Source organism: Cognatiyoonia sp. IB215446, from assembly GCF_033963825.1.
Classification (GTDB): Bacteria; Pseudomonadota; Alphaproteobacteria; order Rhodobacterales; family Rhodobacteraceae; genus Yoonia.
The window spans coordinates 1,048,550-1,068,453 of the sequence record NZ_JAXBMD010000001.1 but is presented as its reverse complement, the minus strand read 5'-3'; the positions used below and the strand labels follow the sequence as shown (position 1 = coordinate 1,068,453).

Annotated in this window: 13 protein-coding genes; 7 read left to right on the top strand and 6 right to left on the bottom strand. The window is 57.0% G+C overall.

The window, feature by feature from the left end; all coding sequences use genetic code 11:
• Positions 1–3 precede the first annotated feature (3 nt).
• From SLH49_RS05375 to SLH49_RS05365, 3 genes are all read right to left on the bottom strand, one after another.
• On the bottom strand, positions 4–1,311 hold the full coding sequence (locus tag SLH49_RS05375; RefSeq protein WP_320268122.1) for a YcaO-like family protein: 1,308 nt from the start codon (positions 1,309–1,311) through the stop codon (positions 4–6).
• Positions 1,308–2,459 carry a TOMM precursor leader peptide-binding protein gene (locus SLH49_RS05370; protein WP_320268121.1) on the bottom strand — a complete coding sequence of 384 codons (1,152 nt, stop codon included), beginning with the start codon at positions 2,457–2,459 and terminating at the stop codon, positions 1,308–1,310. Before SLH49_RS05370 ends, SLH49_RS05375 begins: the two co-directional genes overlap by 4 nt.
• Before the next feature lie 81 nt (positions 2,460–2,540).
• Complete coding sequence (locus SLH49_RS05365; protein WP_320268120.1) at positions 2,541–3,158, bottom strand: TetR/AcrR family transcriptional regulator; 618 nt, start codon at positions 3,156–3,158, stop codon at positions 2,541–2,543.
• A gap of 94 nt (positions 3,159–3,252) precedes the next feature.
• Between SLH49_RS05365 and SLH49_RS05360 the strand changes: the two genes are divergently transcribed.
• From SLH49_RS05360 to SLH49_RS05340, 5 genes are all read left to right on the top strand, one after another.
• Positions 3,253–4,380 (top strand): efflux RND transporter periplasmic adaptor subunit, encoded by a 1,128-nt coding sequence (locus tag SLH49_RS05360; protein ID WP_320268119.1) that lies wholly within the window; start codon positions 3,253–3,255, stop codon positions 4,378–4,380.
• Between the two features lie 5 nt (positions 4,381–4,385).
• Positions 4,386–7,517 (top strand): efflux RND transporter permease subunit, encoded by a 3,132-nt coding sequence (locus SLH49_RS05355; RefSeq protein ID WP_320268118.1) that lies wholly within the window; start codon positions 4,386–4,388, stop codon positions 7,515–7,517.
• Between the two features lie 486 nt (positions 7,518–8,003).
• The gene (locus SLH49_RS05350; RefSeq protein ID WP_320268117.1) at positions 8,004–8,438 is read left to right on the top strand and encodes a hypothetical protein; all 435 of its coding nucleotides are present in this window, start codon (positions 8,004–8,006) and stop codon (positions 8,436–8,438) included.
• Positions 8,435–8,668, top strand: a complete 234-nt coding sequence (gene tnpB / locus SLH49_RS05345; protein WP_320268116.1) for an IS66 family insertion sequence element accessory protein TnpB — start codon at positions 8,435–8,437, stop codon at positions 8,666–8,668. The genes SLH49_RS05350 and tnpB overlap by 4 nt, the downstream gene beginning before the upstream one ends.
• A gap of 266 nt (positions 8,669–8,934) precedes the next feature.
• Positions 8,935–9,402: a metallophosphoesterase gene (locus SLH49_RS05340; protein WP_320268115.1), complete on the top strand. Its 468-nt coding sequence runs from the start codon at positions 8,935–8,937 to the stop codon at positions 9,400–9,402.
• 551 nt (positions 9,403–9,953) lie between these two features.
• Here SLH49_RS05340 and SLH49_RS05335 read toward each other — a convergent pair.
• The gene (locus SLH49_RS05335) at positions 9,954–11,726 is read right to left on the bottom strand and encodes a CHAT domain-containing protein (RefSeq protein WP_320268114.1); all 1,773 of its coding nucleotides are present in this window, start codon (positions 11,724–11,726) and stop codon (positions 9,954–9,956) included.
• The gene (locus SLH49_RS05330; RefSeq protein WP_320268113.1) at positions 11,716–14,517 is read right to left on the bottom strand and encodes a PAS domain-containing protein; all 2,802 of its coding nucleotides are present in this window, start codon (positions 14,515–14,517) and stop codon (positions 11,716–11,718) included. The genes SLH49_RS05335 and SLH49_RS05330 overlap by 11 nt, the downstream gene beginning before the upstream one ends.
• A gap of 376 nt (positions 14,518–14,893) precedes the next feature.
• Here SLH49_RS05330 and SLH49_RS05325 point away from each other — a divergent pair, with 376 nt between their 5' ends.
• Positions 14,894–17,731, top strand: a complete 2,838-nt coding sequence (locus tag SLH49_RS05325) for a S8 family serine peptidase (RefSeq protein WP_320268112.1) — start codon at positions 14,894–14,896, stop codon at positions 17,729–17,731.
• A gap of 23 nt (positions 17,732–17,754) precedes the next feature.
• Positions 17,755–18,537, top strand: a complete 783-nt coding sequence (locus SLH49_RS05320; RefSeq protein WP_320268111.1) for a hypothetical protein — start codon at positions 17,755–17,757, stop codon at positions 18,535–18,537.
• A 258-nt stretch (positions 18,538–18,795) separates the two neighbouring features.
• Here the strand turns inward: SLH49_RS05320 and SLH49_RS05315 are convergent, their stop codons facing one another.
• Entirely contained in the window at positions 18,796–19,344 is a 549-nt protein-coding gene (locus SLH49_RS05315; RefSeq protein ID WP_320268110.1) for a hypothetical protein, read from the bottom strand.
• Between the last annotated feature and the right edge of the window lie 560 nt (positions 19,345–19,904).

The following is a 19,904-nucleotide window of genomic DNA, read 5'->3' as shown; positions in this document are numbered from 1 at the left end:
GTCTTATGCCAAAGGATGCGGACACGGATTCAGCGCGTCCTCGGTCAAGGCCGTGTCGCGCAGGCCCCATGTCACCGGGGCGTCAAAAAGGCGCCGCCCGCCATAGCGCCCCTGACCATATCCGAAGTGAATGGGCTGAAACCCAGTGATGATCACGCGCACGACGCGCGGGCCAAGCGACGCAATGTCAGGTGGCGTGATATCCGCATAAGCCACGCGGGCGCCCGTCTCTGTCGCCGCCATAACCACACATTCAATCTGCCTCCGCAAATCGGTTGGCTCTGGGCGGGCGAGACTGGCGAGGTCGTATGGCGGCGTGTCATCGTCGAGAAAGTCAAACTCCCCCGCGTTTTCCGGGATTGTGTGGAAAAGCGGATGATCATTCAGCGTCTGCACCTGATCATATCCGGTCAGTCGTGTCGCGTAATCATCCATCTGCATCCGCACCACCATACCGGCGCGCAGCTGGCATAGCTCAAAAACCGCCTTGTCGACGGCAACGACCGGGTCAGGGTCACAACCAAGGCCGACAACCCGAAAGATGCCGCCTTCACGAGGATCCTCAGCGACAGCCATGATAACGTATGCCGCCTGATCGGTGTGCAGCCAGAACAGGCGCACCGACACGCCGAAACGGCGGTAATGGCGGATGATTGGGGCGGCGTTACAGCCGCTCTCAGGCGGGGTGATCTTGCGCGCAGGCAACTTGTTGAGCCAGGTCAGCATGAACGCATCACGTTCGATCACCTCGTGCAGGCCACCAAGGATCGCATGATCAAGATTTGGCCCTGCGGCGAGACCGTTTGAGGCTGACGGGGTATAGAAATCCTCCATCCTTGGTGGAGGGCCAAGCGCATAGACCTGAGACGCTGGCATCTCGACTGGCGCACGGCCGGGCAATTCGGTGCCCGTGATCCAGGATGTGGGGGTGTCAGGCGACCACGGCGGAAAGGGAAAACCTGCCGCATGCTGGGCGCTGGAATAAAGCACGCAATCATCGGGCGTAATCGCATCCGCGGTGACAAGGCCGACGCGGACACGGGCAGGATCCCACTGAAACGAAGCGTAGCGTTCCATCGCCTCACCCAAGGCCGACAGCTTGGCCTCCGCCTCGGTCCGGCCTTTGCCGCCCGTCACGCGCACGCCGATCTGGGTCTGCTGGCTGTCAAAATGCGCCAGTGTCGCGTTCCAAAGGTAGGGCGGTGTCGGTTCCTGCGGCCCACGCATTTGCGGGATGAGGCCGGTTACGATGCCGCAGCGCGGGCTGACGAGGGCTGCAATCAGTCGCGCACTCTCATCCTGATCGCTCATTCGGCGGCCTGTGCCGCAGCGCATGCGGGGCATCCGGGTTTGCGCAGAACGGTGTGTTTTTCCATATGCAGCCCGGGGATCGTGATCTGAATAAAGCTCCCATCAAGGCTGGGCAGGCTGGTTGCCGACAGCCAGGACAAAGCCTCAGCGGCAAGCATGCCGCCCGCAATGTCGGCTGAGGCCGCCGGATTTTCGCGCTTGCCTGAGAGGTCTTTATGCAGATTGCCCAGATAGGCCTCGATACTGCCATAGGCGAACTGGTTTTGCGCTGCTGACATTTCGCGCAGGCGCCAGCACATGTAACACGGGCCCGTATCATGGCGGAAAAAGCCGGGACCGACGACAATATTGGTCCCTTCCAGAGACGCCGCGATCCAGGCCAGATTTGCCGCCTTGCAAGCCATGTTGAGATAAAGCGCCGTTGCCTGCTCGCCTGACTCGACACAACACAGCGCCAGATGCGCGCCAGAGATCAGCGGCATCACCGCATTTGGATCTGCCGGGCGCACATCATAATGTGTCACCTGTGTTGCCCCATCTGCCGCATGCAAAGCTGCGGCGAGGGCCGCAGCCCGGTTCTTGCCAAGGTCAGATTTCTGAAACAGGCCAGAGAAATATAGATCACTGGCCGCCACCTCATTGGGGTCAACAACCGTCAGCTGACCGATCCCTGCCGCAACCAGAGCACGCGCTGCGACGGCGCCATGCATGCCAGCCCCAAAGACGACAACATGTGCCGCCTCCAACCGCTTTTGCGCCGCCATGCCCTCATGCGCTGTTTCTGACAGCCAGCCAAGTTGTGGCGTGCGGTCGATGGCGCCCGGCTCCGTTGGCACGCCGTCGCCCTCAACCAGAATGCCCTGCTGTACCAACGTGTTGAGCGATGCCAGAAGGTCGGTCCTTGAAAAGAGATTCCCTGCCTTGTCGCAAATCGCATCGATATCCAACTGACCGTTCAAAAGCGGCACAACAACCTCTTCAAACTCCCGAAAGGACTGCCCCTGCAAAGTCAGGTTCCGCCGCCACGAGACAAAACGCAGCGTCTCGTCCTCGTGCCCGTTAGCAGCCTCCGTCCAATGCAAAAAACATGGCGGCAACAATGGCTTACGCAGCGCGAATTCTGCCTTGATTTGCTCTTGGTCCGTCACCAACCACCTGTCCCGCGTGGAGTTTGCCTTGCGCCCAATTGCTGCAGGAATGCCTGCCGAAGCGCAAGGGGTGGTGCAGCTTTAGCTCGCCTCAGGCACAATGCGCTCGGCAATTTCGACCAGCACGTGCTCTAGATCATTAGGCATCTTGTTGTCGGCAAGTTTGCCGTCAATGGTCAGAAACGACAGCCCGTGAACGAAACTCCATAACAGAAAGGCCTTTTGACGATCTTCGTCGGCGATTTCTGTGCGGCCATGACACTTGGCCACTTCCATCTGAACGAATTCAAACTTCTGGTCGCCAAGCGTCTGAAGCTGCTCGTCAGCCTCCTCGTCACCCGACCAGGTGAACATCAGCCGAAACACGCCGGGCTCAGTCGTGGCAAAGCGGATATAGACACGGCCAAGGGCCACGATGCGCGCCTGACTGCCCTCTGGATGGGGGGCGATTTCGGCGACCATTTGCTGGGATTGACGGATCATCCCCGCCATCGCCACTTCGCGCAGCATTTCCGTTTTGTCCTTGAAATGCTTGTAGGGCGCGGCTGTCGACACCCCAGCGCGGCGACAGGCCTCGGACACCGAGAAGTTGTCAGGCCCCTTCTCTTCGACCAGGGCCTGTGTTGCCTCAATCAATTGCGCGCGCAAATCACCGTGGTGATAGCGCTCCCGTCTTGTCGGTTCTTTTACGTTTTCCATGATCCAGTCTTTTTCAAAGAACGTAAGACTTGTCAAAGTAAGATCTTCTAACTTATGTTAGAGATGCTAACATTGCATTGTGCGAGGTGACCCTATGCAAGACAAGACAAAACCAAGTTTCGTCAAACGTGGCCTGACAGCGATCGGGACATTGGTCGTCATTGTCGGCGCGGGCGCTGCCGTTAGTGTTGGCGCGGAGATTCTGACAGATCGTGCGTCGCAGACACCGCCACCTGCCGCCGCGGACCTGACACCGGTTGCTGTTGAGACCTTGCGGTTTGACGACGCCCATATGCTGACCCGCCGCTTCCTTGGCCAGGTCGAAGCGAACACCGAAGTTGCAATTTCCTTCGAACTCGGAGGCCGCCTTGCCGCCCTACCTGTTGAAGAAGGGGCCGCTATCGCTGCAGGCGACGTGATCGCGCGGCTGGACACCGCCCTTTTGGAGGCCGAGGCCAGCCGCCTAAATGCCTCGCGCGATGCAACAATCGCGCAACTGACGTTTGCGGAGAGCCGCCTTATGCGCGCCACGGAATTGTTGGGTGACGGTTTTTCCAGTCAGGAGACGCTCGATCAGGCCCGCGCCAGCCGGGACGAATTGGTCGCAAGGATTGCCGAAATCGATGCGGGCTTGCAAAGTGTTCAGATCAATCTCGACAAATCGGTCATCTACGCCCCGTTTTCAGGACGCGTGGGGACGTTAGCCGTTGAAGCGAATGAAACGCTGGGCGCGGGCCAACATGTGCTCACCCTGATCGAAACGACGGCACCCGTCGTGCGCATCGGGCTGCCGCTGCAGATTACCCCCGAGATGCTGGAAGACGCCCAGATTGAGATCGCGGGCACCAGCTATCCAGCCCGGATCAAGCAGCTGCGACCCGATATCGACCCGGTCACACGGACGCGCACAGCATTGCTGCACGTTGATGCACCAACTGCACCGGCATTCGGACAAACGGCGATCTTGACCATGCAGACACCGGTTCAGGCACGCGGTGCCTGGGTACCGATTGGTGCCTTGCAAGAAGGTGCCGGAAGCGTTTGGACCGTTCTGGTGGTTGACGATGGCATTGTGCGTATAGCGGCGGTTGAGATTCTGCATGCCGAAAGCGACCGTGCCTATGTGCGCGGCACCTTTGCAGATGGGGCGCAGCTGATCCAATCCGGCGCGCATCGTCTAGTGCCGGGTCAGCAGGTCTCTGTCCTCGCGACGAAAGGCTAGGTCCGATGCGTACACTCACATTTCGCCAGCCGCGCCTTGTGGCGCTTATCCTGCTCGTTCTGATTTCAGCCGGATTATCCTCTTTCCTCTCACTCGGTCGCCAAGAAGACCCGACGATTACCAACCTTTTTGCCACGGTGACGACGCAGTTTCCGGGCGCCGACCCGGCGCGTGTTGAAACGCTTGTGACGGCAGAGATCGAAGAAGAGCTGCGCACGATTCCAGAGGTTGACGTGATCACCTCAGTCTCGCGGTCGGGCGTTTCGGTGGTTTCAATTGAGCTGTTGGAAACACTGGATGACGCGACCATTGAGCAGGTCTGGTCAGAAGCGCGCGACGCGGTTGAGGCAGCGCGTCGCACCTTCCCAGCCGGTGTGCAGGCGCCTGATTTCGACGCTGAAGGGATCTCGGCTTATTCAGGTGTCATCGCGGTCACGGCTGACCACGACACGGTGCCGATGACCATCGTTCAGGCCCATGCCGACGCGTTGGCCGACCGTCTGCGCGCCATCCCTTCGACACGCGCAGTCGACCTCTTTGGCGAGACAGAGGATGAGGTGCTGGTGACCGTCGATGCACAAGCCGCTGCCACTTTGGGATTGACCGCCCAAGACATCTCGCGCCTGATCACGGCGGCGGACGGAAAGGTGCAGGCCGGACGGCTGCAGAGCAGTGATGTGGACCTGACCATCAATATCTCCGGTGCGATTGAGGCGCTGGATCGTCTGAGCGAAGTCGTGCTGCGCCAGAATGCGCAAGGTGCAACGGTGACTTTGGCGGATATCGCGACGGTGACGCGCGGCGACCGGCAACCGGCATCAGAACTTGCGATTGCCAATGGTCGGCCCGCCATTTTGGTCGGTGTTTTAGCGCAAGACGGCGTGCAGATTGACCGCTGGATGACGTTTGTGCGCGAGGAACTCGCTGCTGGCGCGGATCAGATACCGGTAGGCCTCTCCGAGACCTTGATGTTCGATCAAAGCACCTACACCGCAGACCGCCTGGCCGAGGTCGGCACCAACATGGCTATCGGTGTTAGCCTTGTTGTGGCGGTGCTTTTCATCACTTTGGGCGTGCGGGCGGCAGCCATCGTCGCACTTGTATTGCCTGTCGTTTCACTCGCCACGCTGGCAAGCATGAATTTCATCGGATTGCCAATTCATCAGATGTCAGTCACCGGCCTGATCGTGGCCTTGGGTCTGTTGGTTGATGCCGCGATTGTCATGGTCGATGAAGTCCGCCAGCGTCTTGCCAAGGGGATGGCACGGATCGATGCCGTCGGCGACGCAACCGCGCGTCTCGCAGCACCCCTGCTCGCCTCAACGGTGACGACAGCCCTGTCGTTCACGCCGATGATCCTATTGCCCGGCCCTGCGGGTGACTTTGTTGGCTCCATTGCCATTGCCGTGGTGCTGATGCTGATCTGGTCGCTTTTCATCGCGCTGACGGTCACACCCGCGCTCGCCGGGCGCTTTCTGAGCAGCGGGCGGGCTGGCGGCATCCAGATGCCGCGACTGGGTCGGGCCTTTCATGCGTTGATCGGATTGTCGGTCCGCAATCCGGTTCGGTCCATGTCGCTCGCGCTGGTCTTGCCGGTCCTCGGCTTCGCCGCCTTCCCAACACTCACAGCTCAATTCTTCCCCGGTGTCGAGCGTGACCAATTCTACATTGAAATGGACATGCCACCCGGCACATCCATCACCGAAACAGCCGCCATCGCAACCGAGGTCGACACGATACTTGCCGAGACCGCCGGGATCGACCGCGTCTACTGGTCCATCGGACAATCGGGCCCGGCCTTCTATTACAACATCACTGGCGGCCGCGCGTCCGAGCCTGCCTATGCGCAAGCCATGGTCAAGACCGACACGGCACCAGACGCGGCACGTTTGGTTCCAGAATTGCAGCGCAGGCTTGAGGCCACCTACCCCGCAGCGCGCATCATTGTCCGCGATCTGGTTCAGGGTCCGCCTGTCGCAGCCCCGATTGAAGTGCGGCTCGTCGGACCCGACCTTGATGTCCTGCGCAGTCTCGGCGATGAGGCACGCGCGATCCTGGCGGACTTGCCATTGATCACGCAGGTCCGCGCCGGGGTTGTCGGTGGTGCGCCGCAGCTGCGCTATGAGATTGACGAAAATGCAGTGCGGCTTTTGGGGCTGAACCTGACGGATGTGGCATCGCAACTCGAAGCCGGGTTGGTCGGCGTCACCGGCGGCAGCCTTGTTGAAGGCACGGATCAATTGCCCGTCCGCGTGCGGTTTGACAGCGATCTGCGCAGCGACGTGCAAGAAATCAGCGATCTGCCCATCATCCTGCCAAATGGCGGCGCACTCTCCAGCTCAGGGACATTGCCGATTGTGCCTTTGTCCGAACTTGCTAACCCGGTGCTTGAGCCAGCCGAAAGCGTGATCACTCGCCGCAACGGCGAGCGGATCAACACCGTGCAAGCCTTCATCGTGCCCGGTGTCCTGCCGGAGGAGGCCTTGCAAATGGCGCTCACCGCCCTTGATGAGAGAGGCTTCGACGTGCCGCGCGGCTACCGGATCGAGCTTGGCGGCGACAGCGATGCGCGCTCCAGCACGGTTGGCAACCTTATGGCATCCGTCGGGCTGATCGTGACGCTCACGATTGCGACGATTGTGCTGACATTCAACTCGTTCCGCCTGACTGCAATTGCCCTAGTCGTCTGTGTTCTGTCAGCCGGGCTGTCGATGCTATCGCTTGCCTTGTTGCAATACCCCTTTGGTATCAATGCCATTATCGGAGTGATCGGCTCTATCGGGGTTTCGATCAACGCGGCAATCATCATCCTGACTGGACTGAAGGCCAATCCGGATGCGGCAGCCGGCGACACAAACGCCATCGCGGATGTGGTCACCGGATCAAGCCGACACATCACATCAACCACGATCACGACATTCGGTGGGTTCCTACCCCTGATCCTCGCTGGCGGCGGCTTCTGGCCCCCATTTGCGGTCGCAATCGCAGGCGGGGTGATGTTCTCCGCAGTGATCTCGTTCTTCTTTACACCAGCGGCTTTTACGCTGCTCTACAGGCGGAAACGTGATGTGCTTGTCCTGGCCACAGACAGGAAGGTGCCGGTCAAATCCTCGATGGATACAGTCGCCGCCGAATAAGTACGATGACGCTCGGACATATGAGATTTGGACCAACCAGCGCCCCAAAACCGGAGCTAACTTGAATGAATTTATCGACGTCTTAGAGGACAGGGAGAACGGTTGGAAGCCGGGGTACGAAATGATCCACAGTTTGCGGCTGTCATGCTATGGACCTGTCGGGCTTTCGTGCCGTGCCGAGTGCTCGCTTAGGCCACTCTTCGCTTGCAAGCGACCAGACTTTTCCAGCCTAACCCGATTATGTGGCCCGAACCTTGTATATATGATGATCTATGTCTGGTTCATTTTGTGGAACCCTTCGGCGCTTAGGATTTCGCAGCGGAGGGTTCCGTTGAAGGGTTCGTTGTAGCCGTTCTCTTAAGGCGATGCCCGGGTAAATCTGAATCGGCCTTATGCCCGTCGTAAGCGGTGCATCTGACCCCCTAATTGACCCCTGATCAGCTAGCGCCTGCCGGTTTATGATGCCCCAAAAAGGATACAGGCATCATGAACTCTCAAAACTTGGGTGAGCTCGCAAGTGATCAGAAAATACAAAACGTCTTCCACGCTTTCGGCTATTCGATCCCTGTCGGGAAAGATGGCCGTCGTTTGTGGCCCACAAAATTCAAACGCGCGATGGGTCAGAGAATGAGATCAGGTGAGTTATCAATCGGTGAGGTGCAAAAGACTTGCCAGGTTTCGAACAAGACAGCCTACAGTTGGCGAAAAGGTGGTTCTCGAAAGTCACCTCACAAGCCAAAGAGGACTCAAGAACCAGCCCCGGCGTTTGCCGAAATCAAAGTTCAGCGCGATGATCCGATCGTGCCACCTGCGCCACCTCAGATTGTTTTCAAGCGCGCGGGCTGTGAAGTTCTGTTGCCGCCAACTTTTCCAATCGATCAGCTGGCGCGGTTGATCAGCGCTTTCGAACGTGACCCATGATCTCTCCGGCTGGCAACTTTAAGTTTTATGTCGCGACCAAGCCGGTCGACTTTCGGAAGGGTATGGATGGCCTAGCAGCGATTGTGCTGAATGAGTTTGAGCTCGACCCCTTCAGCGGTGCCATCTTCATCTTCCGCTCAAAACGAGCTGACCGACTGAAACCGATCGTCTGGGATGGGACCGGTCTCGTGATGACGTACAAGCGCATCGAGGGCAAAGGCTTCGAATAGCCGCGTATCCAGGACGGCATGATCACCCTAAACAAATCTCAATTCGAAGCCTTGTTTGAAGGGCTCGACTGGAAGCGCGTTACCGCAAGGGGCGTGCGCCGCCCGATAGCAGTCTAGGGAAGTCGCGCTTGGGGCTCGAAACAAACAACATCTATGAGACGACGATCATGACAAATTGGTACACGGCAGACACCCATTTTGGGCATGAGAACGTTATTCGGTTTTGCGACCGTCCATTCAAGTCCTCCGCTCATATGGACGGTGTCATGCTTGAAAACATGTGGAAGGTGGTGAAGCCTGAGGACGATCTCTGGATCATCGGAGATTTTGCTTTCGGTGCGCCAGCGAAGGACCCAGCGTATCTACAACAAGTCTTTGACCAGCTGCCTGGAGCGCGCCAGCATCTGATCGTTGGCAATCATGACAGCGACCTAACCCAGTCACTGGGTTGGTCCTCGGTCTCGTTAATGGCTGAGGTACCGGACGGGCCAAAGAAGCAGCGCAACACGCTGTGCCACTATCCAATGATTACGTGGAACCACGCGAGACGCGAAGCTCTCCAATTGTTTGGGCACGTTCACAACAATTGGCGCGGGTCGCGAAATTCCATCAATGTAGGTGTCGATGTCTGGGATTTCATGCCCGTGACATATGGTGATGTCGCCCGACGTGCGCGTAAATTACCCATCAATAAGCATTGGTCAGACGTCGAGCACCGGAAGGAGTTGGGGTGAATTCCGCTGTTTGCAATTGGAAATAAGAAACGACTCAAAGAGAACGAAGTCGCCTTCTCGTCTTACAGATTCTGCCCGTATAGAAATTGTTTGCATTCGTGGGATGCAGCACTCTACAGTCCGACAAGTCCACCAGGATGGGGCTTTGCAGCAATTTAACAAGTGTCGGTTCCAGCCGGACCCTTTGCAGCATGCTAATGCAACTCTCAAAACTAGTGACGAGAGTGAAGGAGTTATTGCGGCGACGGCGTTTGTTGCGAGCGTCTTAAAGTTTGGCCGTATCGTTAGGTCGATACTGATCAAACAAAGAGTGCGGTGCTTTTGCAGACATTTCTTCCATAGAAACAGTTTAGCTACATCAGCTCCGCAGGTAGTGCTAAAGTGGCAGGCCTTCCCTCAGGGTAGGCCGCCCCTGAAACTCTTGGCTGGACGTTGGGGCCGTTCGCCGAAGTGACATCAGAACGCAAGAGAACGATACCGTTACACACCAATCCTTTCGCACTTGCATGCGTCTCGAAAAGACCAGTTTTTCATGTCCCAAAGAGCTCTGTTCAGGCGGCTGTCTCGCGCCTGCGCAGCCTTTCGCCCCATCCGCCGTGCCAGCGCTGACCGTAACAGGTGAAGACCGCCGAAACCCAAGCCAGATCGCTATCAGGTGTCTTCTCCTTGGTCTTGCGCCGCGCATCGCGCACCGCCTCATCGACCGCCAGACGCTCGCAAAAAAGCGCGTGATAGAAGTAGGAGGCAAAGATCAGGGCACTTTTGTCATTCACATTCCAGCGGAAGCCAATGGATGAGGGGACCCGCCACTGCGCCGTGGAAAGTGCCACTTCGGCTGACCCAAATTGACAACTGCTAAAATAGAGAAACCGTGTGCCGGCGCCCGGTAGTTCAGCGAGGACACTATTGACGGTAAATGGCGCAACGTTTTTGCCACCGGGCAGGATTAAAAAGCCCGATTTACCCGAATGTGCCTGCGCTGCGACCGAATGACCAACGTAATGCACAATGTGCCAGTCGTTGCCGTCCTGGGCCCTAGCGCGCAGCGTGTCGCCGATCTGTTTTTCAAAATCGGCCGGCGACTGGCACCCTAATTCGTCGGGATTGAGAATCCGTACCTCACGGACATCCGCAAGTAGGTCGACGGGTGAAACATCAGGGAAAACGGGCCAAGGATTATCGTCTCGTATCGCGTCTCGAAGATCTTTAAACATCTTGATTTCGTCCGCTCCGTGCTTGAGCGTTTTGAATTTCGGCACATGCCCACTCTTAAGGTTTAGACGGTTGAGCCACGCACGGAAGTCGGCGTCGAACTCGAGATCCATGGTACGCTCTTCGGTCTTACTCGCGTCGATAACCAGCACGTTGAGTGCATCCGCCTCACGTAGTCTCGGTCCAGGACGGAACGTATCATTTGTTATTTGCAACTGCCGCGCCATCGGCGTGTCGATTGCCTTGAAGCCGCCTTCGTAGCTGGTGGTCAAGGCCTCGAAGAGGATGCGATGTTGGTCGGAAGGCGTAGTGATGCGAATACGCATATCTTCGTCCGTAAGCTCAGACTTTTCCAGCCAGTCCTGTATCGAAGTCTGCAACTCATTGCCGAAGATGCAGGTGTAGATCTTTTCGCCGATGCGGGCCGCATCAATGCGCCAGTCATCGTCGCCGTCGAAACCGCGGCGCGCAAAGCGCTGAAACATGCCGGAGAGGTCATTGAAGTAGTCGTATTCTTGCGGATTAATCGCTTTCCAGTAGTCACGCGGCGGCTCGTTTGTCAGGTGCAGCTTGACGCGTCCATACCGGTTTTCCTCCAGCACGACCTCAACCGTAAGCACAGGTCTTTCTGCGGGCACGGGTGGTGTCATGTCAACAGGGGCTATCCAGCTTTTGTAAAGACCGATCATCAGAGACTCGAGGGCCTCGAACACATCGCGTTCGGGCAAGCGGGCATAGGGGAACATACGCGCAAAAGGGATTCGACCGACGCGCAGTTCCACGCTTGTGCCCGCATCGATCTGATCGAGGACGATGAGCGATATCTGTTTGGCGCGCAACAGCTTACGGAAATGCTCACTTTCTACAAACTCTAGACCTGAGGTTGCTAGCCTGTCCTTTGGGCGGGTTTCGTCCAGCGGCAGTGCGAGATCGATAATGAGCAGGTCCGGCGCGAACTTTTCTATCCGTTTAAGGACGTCCGCGCATGTGGGCGCGCTGCGCACCGAAACATCATCACCCGCGATATCGAAGACCCATTCCTGCAAACGACGGTCGAATTCCGCATCAGCGAAGGCGGTCATTACACGCTTGAAATAGACTTCATATTCCATCGGACACCACCGGCAGTGTGATCTTGAATTCGGTTCTGTGACCCTTCCGCGGGTTTAGCCCGTGGCTCATGCTTCCGCCGTGCGCCTCCAGCGTCTTGCGTAGTTTCGTCTCGTTGAGTTGAATAAGTTGCAGACCCATCTTGAAGGCACGCATAAGGCTATCTGAGGTTGCCAGGTTCGCCTCTCCCAGGTGGGCTGCAAAGCTTACTGTTGCCACGCCATCGCCCTTGGTCACGCCGACCATCAACTTGCTCTTTGTGGATTTACGCGCGGCGAAATACTCTAGCACCGTGTCAAAGAGAAAAATGAGTTCCCGCCGACCCATGCTGACCAGTAGTCGCGATTGCAGTGGCCGAATAGCTGAACGGGAGCCGAAGATGTCGCGTGCCTCGACTTTTCCAAGCGCATCTTGCAAAACCTCAACGATATCGGTGGCTTTCGCGTCACTTACGGTTGGCAGATTGTCTTCGGTGCTGAGCCTGCGGAAGACTTTCTCCGTCGTAACCGAAGAAAGCTCCAGCGCATCAGTCAACTTGTCGATAGTCTGACCAATTTGGTTGTTTGCGCCAGAATCCTCCATCGTGCGCCGAAGCTTACGGACTAGACGGTGTGCGTCGACCAGATGATGCTTCATATCGGATGTAAGGCCAGTGACTGCGGCCTTCACAGTCTCAATGTTATGTCGCCACCGCAGAGTGTTGAGGTCAGTTAATTGGATCAAGCGCAGCCCCTTGCTGTAACGGTTGTCGTCGCCCGTCCAAGGTAGATCGGCGGTATCCACAAGCACATTCACAGGCGCACCGGATGTGTGCCGCAGCGCCATCTGCTCTTTCTTGACGTTCAGCGCTAGCCGGGCGAGCCGCACATCATCATCCGACATAAAGATCTGTTCGACCGTGTCTGGGCGCCAGTCGACGTCCGGCGACACGCCAAGCATCTGAAGGGCCATTTCGTTGACGCCCCAAACCACGCCAAAACGGTCACAGAGGATGAGCCCGGATGGAATCTCCTGCTGCAGAGTCTGGATGATGCCGTCCCGTTGTAAGCCGTAAAGCGTACTGCAGATAATCTGCACGAATTCTTCGATTTCCTTCTGAATCGGAGGTGGAAATGCATAACGCGAGATGCTCTGCAAATGCAGCAGACCCGCCACGCGTCCCTTGGCACGTCTGTTGCCGCTCAGAAATCCGCCAACGACGATTGGCACCGTCAGGCACGCGGTAGTGGCCCGTGTATCGTCATTATAGACAAACTTCTGCGCGTCTTGGCTGCCGTCCTCGAGATCGTTGCAAACGACTGTGGCACGCCGTTTGAAGCTGAGCGCAAGATGACCGTCGGCCTCAAAACCCTGCTGGAAATTTTCGTCCAACACTATGCGCGTCGGTTTTGGGTCAGACTGGTGGTAGAGCTCGAATTCTTGAAGACCGTGATTACACCAGAAATATGATGCATGCTGAAGTTGGTAGTGGTTGACAAGAAAATTTGGGAGCGCTTGGATAGCGTCGTCAAGCGACGCCGCACCCCGAATATTCTTGCGCAGCTTACTCTTCAGTTTTTCAGCCCGACTGTTGTAGCCGTGCATGAAGCTGCGCAGGAAACTGAGCGCGCCGATCTCGTCGCGTAGATTGCGGATATCACGCAGTTTGAAAGGCATAGCTGCATCGCGACGAAAGAGCGTAAGCGACGCCTTCCATTCTCGCCCATTCTCGCTGTAGCCCACGTCTTCGCGAAGCGGCACTGACATCAGGCATTTGTAGCCTTCGTTTATGAGCCGCACCATGACCTTGTCCTGAGCGAGGTCATCCGCGTTCATGTGAGGTTCGAACATGGTCGCAATGTCGTCTACCAGCGCGCCGCCGATCGGTTGACCGTCCTCAGCCTCGATATCCGGCGCAATCTTCATCAACTCCACGATTTCCGGCGAGAGCTTGAACCAGTTGTTATCCCACATCGGTGCTGGGCGTGGTTCTAGATGTACGGTGCGGACCCATTCGCCGTAGTAGAAGCTGATTGTCGCGAAATCATGCGGCACGATCTTGGCGATCTCGCGCAAACCTTCACTTGCTAGCCGGTGCGGCTGCTCCCCGAACTCTTCGGTAATGTCATGTAACCGCCGACTTGCCTCTGCCTTCAGTTTAGACTGGAATATCGCCGTTGTGCCGGTGTAACGCTCTCCCTTCATGTCGAACTCGGGTAGGGCGAATATGTCAAGCGGGACGATCGCGCCTGTGTCCTCGCGGCGCACCGAAATGTTGAATTGTGTTGACTTGCCAGAAGCGCGGATCTCGCGCTGCGTGTTGAAACGTCTTACTTCGTCCTTTGACGGAAAGATGTCTTGCACCGGGACGGGTCTTCCCTGCAGATCGGCGCGTGTACGACCCAAAATCGAGGCGCCACGTTCGTTTATGTAACGAACCGTAGGCGGGTCTTTCTCGTCAAGCCGTACCATCCCGAAGTTCGCTCCTTCAAGTGCCGCGTAATCTTGCTGCACGAATTGCGAAACATCAGCCATTATGGCGATGCTGTATGTCTCGCCTGCGATCTCGATCCGTCCTAATTCGACCGTAGCAATGCGCTCCTCCGCATGGCCATCGGCCTGCATGATCATCCTCTCAAGCTGGCGCGGTGCCCGACTGGCGGCCGCCTTTCGGATAACATCCTCGTATCCTACGAAAAGCTCGAGCAATGACCGTCCCGCCGCTGGCGAGTCGAAGTACTCATCCATCTTCTCGTTGCAGCTCAGAATGTGAAGATTGTTGTCGAGAACCGCGAAGCCGCGGGCGCTGGACATCAGAGCCGCTGCAGCGGCAGAGTGAAGATCGGGAGAACTTACTTTCCTATTACCTCTAACCATTTGACAAACCTAAAAACAACAAGATGAAGCCATCTTGAAAGTGAATTAAATTCTTTTAATATCTGAATTCTTGTATAGGCTGCAGCTTTTAGCAAGAAAAAACAGCATTTGCGCCGGTGCGACGCAAACGGTGCAAGGCCCGGACAAATTGAGTTGGATTGATGCCGGCTAAAGTGCGTTGAACCTGTGCGGTACAATTGAAACTTGATTTTTTGCAGTACTTCTCACAATCTACAACCACCGGGCGTCAATTTGGCTTGGTTTGAATTTGAGAAATAAGCACATTCATACGACTTAATTTCGAGGTGAATTAATGGTGGCCCACAGTTTCAGATTTCGCGAGGCATGGCTTGCCGATCCCAACCAAGGCTTTACTTGGCGCTCGACACTGGCGCTGGTCTCCGCGTGCAAAATCGCCTACCACCCCGCGCGAGAGGCGGAGCGGCTGGCGCGCGAAGACTGGCAAGTCGAGGCGGCAGCCTTTGAATCGAGCGAATCTCAAGGTATCATTTTGGAAAACGACCGAATGATGGTCATTGCTTTTCGCGGCACCGACAGCACGGCAGACTGGCTGGGTAACCTCAGGATAGCGCCCCGTTTCGTTCCGTCCCTCGGGGGCGCGCTGCACCGCGGATTTCTCGACGCCTATGACGCGGTTGCTCCGGTTGTCGATGCGGCGGTTGCGCGCGCCGAGGATCGGGCGTTATGGATCGCGGGGCACAGTCTCGGGGGTGCGCTCGCGGTGATAGCGGCGTTGACCCATCGCGACCACAAGATCGCGGGCATCATGACATTCGGGCAGCCGCGGCTCTTGGGAAAGCGTCCCGCGCGAGCCATCTTCGACCGGTTCGGCGGTCGCTACCGGCGTTTCGTCAACCGCGATGACATCGTGACACAGGTGCCGCCCGGCTACTCGCACACTGGCTTTCGGACCCATTTCAGCGTGGGCGGCACAGACGATTTGCATTTCGGTATCGAAGCGTCCCCCCCGTCGGAGATGGGTGCGACAGCATCGATCGGTGACAAAGAGATGCCCATCCACGAGTTCGTCGAACTGCAGGAAATGATCGACGCGATCTCGGATGAGATTGAGAACCGACCAGATATCGGCAACGCCGCGGAGACCGGGGCGCCTGGAAGAGACATGGCCTCGGAAGAGATGCTCGACGCCAGCGTCGAAGGTTTGGTGGCAGGTGTCAGCGACCACCGGATCGACGCCTACGTGGCGGAAGTGAGCGCCCGTGCAGCTGCCGAAATCTCGTTCGAGGGCCTGCATGAAACCTTCAGCGACCGGCGTGATGCGTCCTTCCGTGAGGCGGCGACCGAAATCACTGACGACCCCGACGCCACGTTCGAGGCAACGCACCGCTCTTTCGACTTCGGAACAGAGGATGACGCCAGCACCCATGGCGGCATCGAGACCGTCGACATGCGCGAGCGCAACTTTCTCGTCCGCTTGGACGACGCTGATGAGTGGACTCCACCCAATGGCGTTCGTGTGCAATCGCGGGTTGGCAGGATCGCATCGGTCGTCGCGACCCCGCAGGGTGTGGAGAACCTCCGAACCGACCGTTTCACGCTCGACGTGGAACCCAGCCGCGAAGCGGGCGTTGAGGAGCTGACCGACTCGGTCCCTCATGTGAAGGGGACGGCCGTTCATACCCGCCCAGACGTGGCAGAGCGTGGCGAAAGGGCACTTGTTGGCGTCATCGACACCGGCATCGACATTTTGCATCAGGCCTTCGATGACAGCGACGGCAATTCGCGCATCCGGGCGGTGTGGGTCCAGTATGACGATAGCGGCAAGAGTCCCAAGCAGGTCGATCCAAAGGCCTTCTCGCAGGACTATGGCTCGCTCTATACCGCAAAGGACATCGCGACGTTTCGCGCCGCACATCAGGCCGACAATGACGCGACCATTCCGCCCGGGTTGCGCGACGCGTTTTCCGGCCACGGGACACATGTCGCCAGTATCGCCGCAGGGCGCGCCTTCGCTGATGTAGGCGACGGTATGGCGCCGGATGCCGGCATCATCATGGTCGCCGCGCATAACGCGAGCGATCCCGACAACCCCGACGAGCCGCGCAGCATCGGTTATTCGGCGGCGCATGTTGACGCGCTCGACCTGCTCAAGCGAATCTCACGCGGCAGAACGTCTCTTCTCGATCATTCACTACCGATGGTGATCAACGTGAGTCTTGGGATGAATGCGGGCGCACATGACGGCCAGACGACGCTCGAGACCGCTTTCGACGGGATCACCGACAACGGGCGCACCCCAGGACTGGTGATCGTGAAGTCAGCGGGCAACGAACGCGAACACGGCGGGCATTCTTCGATCCAGGTGGCTGAAGGTGGGATGGTACACATGTCCTGGGACACTCCCGCCAATAATCGAAAGCTCGATTACCTGGAAGCGTGGTTCGAACCCGGTGATCACGTGGCGTTTACGTTGCGTGCCCCGGACGGCACGGTGATAGGCCCTGTCAACTTCGGAAACATCGAAGCATCGCAAGACAAAGCAGATTATACTTGCCGGCTGACCCTGTCAGAGGGGCATTCAGACAACGGACACAATCGCCTGGCCATTTCTGTCAAACGCAAGTCCGGCGGCGCGATTCCGGTCGGTACATGGACGCTCGATCTGCATGCACTCCGGGTCGTCAGCATGACCGCGATGGTGCATGTTTGGGCCGAACGGGTGCGCGACCGGTCTGTCAGCTTTAAACAGCCCGACTCCGAGATGACGCTGTCCATTCCGGGCACGGCGCGCTCGGTAGTGACCGTGGGCGCCTGCAACTCAGCCTTTCCCATGAAACTGCTACCGATCTCGTCACTGGGCACAACGCGCGATGGTCGTTTCAAGCCCGAGCTATGCGCCCCCGGCAGCGCTATCGTCGCCGCGCTGGCCAATTCCGAACCTGACGCGAAGACTGCCAAGAATGGCACCAGCATGGCGGCGCCACATGTGGCTGGTGCCATCGCGCTGGCATACTCCGCCAATGAAAAGGCAGGCGTTGATCGGCACGCCAATGCGGTGCAGATCCAGCAACGCCTGCGGCTGAGCACACAGCACTTTTCGCATGTACCACACCCGGGGTTCGGCAGCGGATTACTCGACGCCGAAAAGTTTTTTGACGAGATGACTTAACCCGATCGACGAAAGGCCTGCCGATGTCAGATGAACTGCAACGCGAAGCGCTCAACTTTGTCGAAACCGCTGACTTACCGCCATTCTTCCAGCCTGAGGGCGCAGAGGATGTCACGGAGCTGCCGGCATCGCCGCCCGACTACCAGAAGCCAGAACTGGCAACAACGATCGGCTCGCAAATTGCTTCTTTCACGCAGGATGTGGATCCCGCCCTGCGCGAGCAGGTCGCAAACGCCTTTCTGTTTGCGCAGCAGGCAGCGGACAAGCGCATCGCCGCGACCTCGGACGCCACATCAACCGATTGGTACGGCCACTATGTAGACGTCTTGGGGCGCATAGGCTGGACGATAGAAGAACGTACCGCGACCGTGCGGGCGTTCAAAGGAAGCGCTGCACGGTTGCACAAGGCGATCGTACCGCTTGTGACGGCGGCGCTGGCTCCGGTGGCTGGTGCGGCACCGCTGATCGTGCAGGTGCTGGAAAGCCTGAAGGAAATGGACAAAGACCGACCTTGGATCACGCTGTTTTCCCGCGCGTCGCAGCGCGCGCAGGCAAACCAGTTTCAAATCGCACATGTCAGAGCAGGCAGCACAGGGCCACGCATCAAGCTTATCGCCTTCGATCTTGATGTGGAGCGGTCGGTGACCCAGGTACTTTTCGCGAAGTTCGCAACCAATAATGCAGAGTTATTGCATTTCGACTACAGCCTTTCCGTGAACGCCGCGGTCTTTGAAAAAGTGGCGCCAGCCATACAAAGGCGGCTTGAGGATCGGGTTAAAAGTATGGTGCTGGAAATCGAAATCTGACTAGCGCTTATCAGGATAGTTGCATTGACGAGTGCCAACCGCAGATTTCTACGGTTTCCGCAATCTGCACCTAAGATCATAGCTGCAGTAATGATCAACAACTGGTTTTCCAACTGGGCGACAGCGATCCGACCGTTAAGATTGTAGCAAGTTTGGCGCTGCGAGCACACGCAGCGTGGCAGTCGAACTCACCTTGGACTCGTTTTATGGATGTACTGCCATCCGCATGAGCGGCCAATTTCCAAGAAATAGGTCAAATCACGCGCCTGCTAAACTGTAGGAAGGAGGGTCGTACTCGTACAGTTCTTGTGGATAACAGTATGTGTTCTCTTTCAGAATACCATCGGGGAAGTCGAGGCCAACGAAGCGCCTAGGCTCAAATGTGGGCGTGCTTTCAAAACGGTAGCCATAGGTTTTGGCTATGTTCTTGATCGATTTTGGGTCTTTGAACCGCGTTAAATGTTGAATTTGCTGAACTGGCAGTTTTCTCCCCAGCATGCCTGCCACAGCTAGCTGCCGTATCTTATTCCAGTCGAAATGTGTTCCTGGGTTTGCCCTGATCTGCATTTCCCTTAGGATTTTGTGAGCATCCTTGACCGTCAGTGCTCGGTCATATTCGACCCGGCCGTTCTTTCGTATGACCGGGAAAACGAAGCTTGATCGATCTTCCAACTCTTCGAAGGAGCTGATGTAACCCCTCAACATTCTATAGATGGACCTTGGGATCGGCGTTAGTCGTTGATAGCTTTCGTCCCAATACAAGCCAATCGAGGTGTAAGGCAGAGGTTTGCTGCCAACCTTAGCCAAGCGTCGTGGGTATCTCCGTAAGTCACCACGCTCAAGTTCAAAAAAGTAAGTTAACTGCCAGAGTCGCAGCTGAACTATGCTGCCTATCGGCAACCCGGTTGTCGAAGCCAGCCTCAACATCAACCGATTGCGACGCCCTGAGAGCTTTCTCGTGCTGCAAACCTCGGATAGATTTAGCAGCTCTATTTCTTGATCTTGCAGTCGCATATTGGTGGATAATACCTGTCAGATTTGTCGCTGGGAGGTCAAATCTGACAGTTAGGCGATTTTTCTTAATGCGTTCAAAATCCGAAATCTATCCAAGATATATAACCTGAAGCAGCGCGGCGTGTTTCGGAAGCCTTTAAAAGCTAAGCTTATTAAAGCGCTAGCGGGTTTGTTGTGGATTCACCGCTGCCATCGCGTGTCTGAATATACCTATTGCTATCCGTATTCCCGTTTCAAAACAGTTAGTTGGGCGAATTTTTCGTTGATCATGATTCGAAGATCGCCATATCGTGAGGCGATTCGGAAACAGATGGTGCCATCTTGGACGAGACAAAAGTCAAGCATTTGGAGAT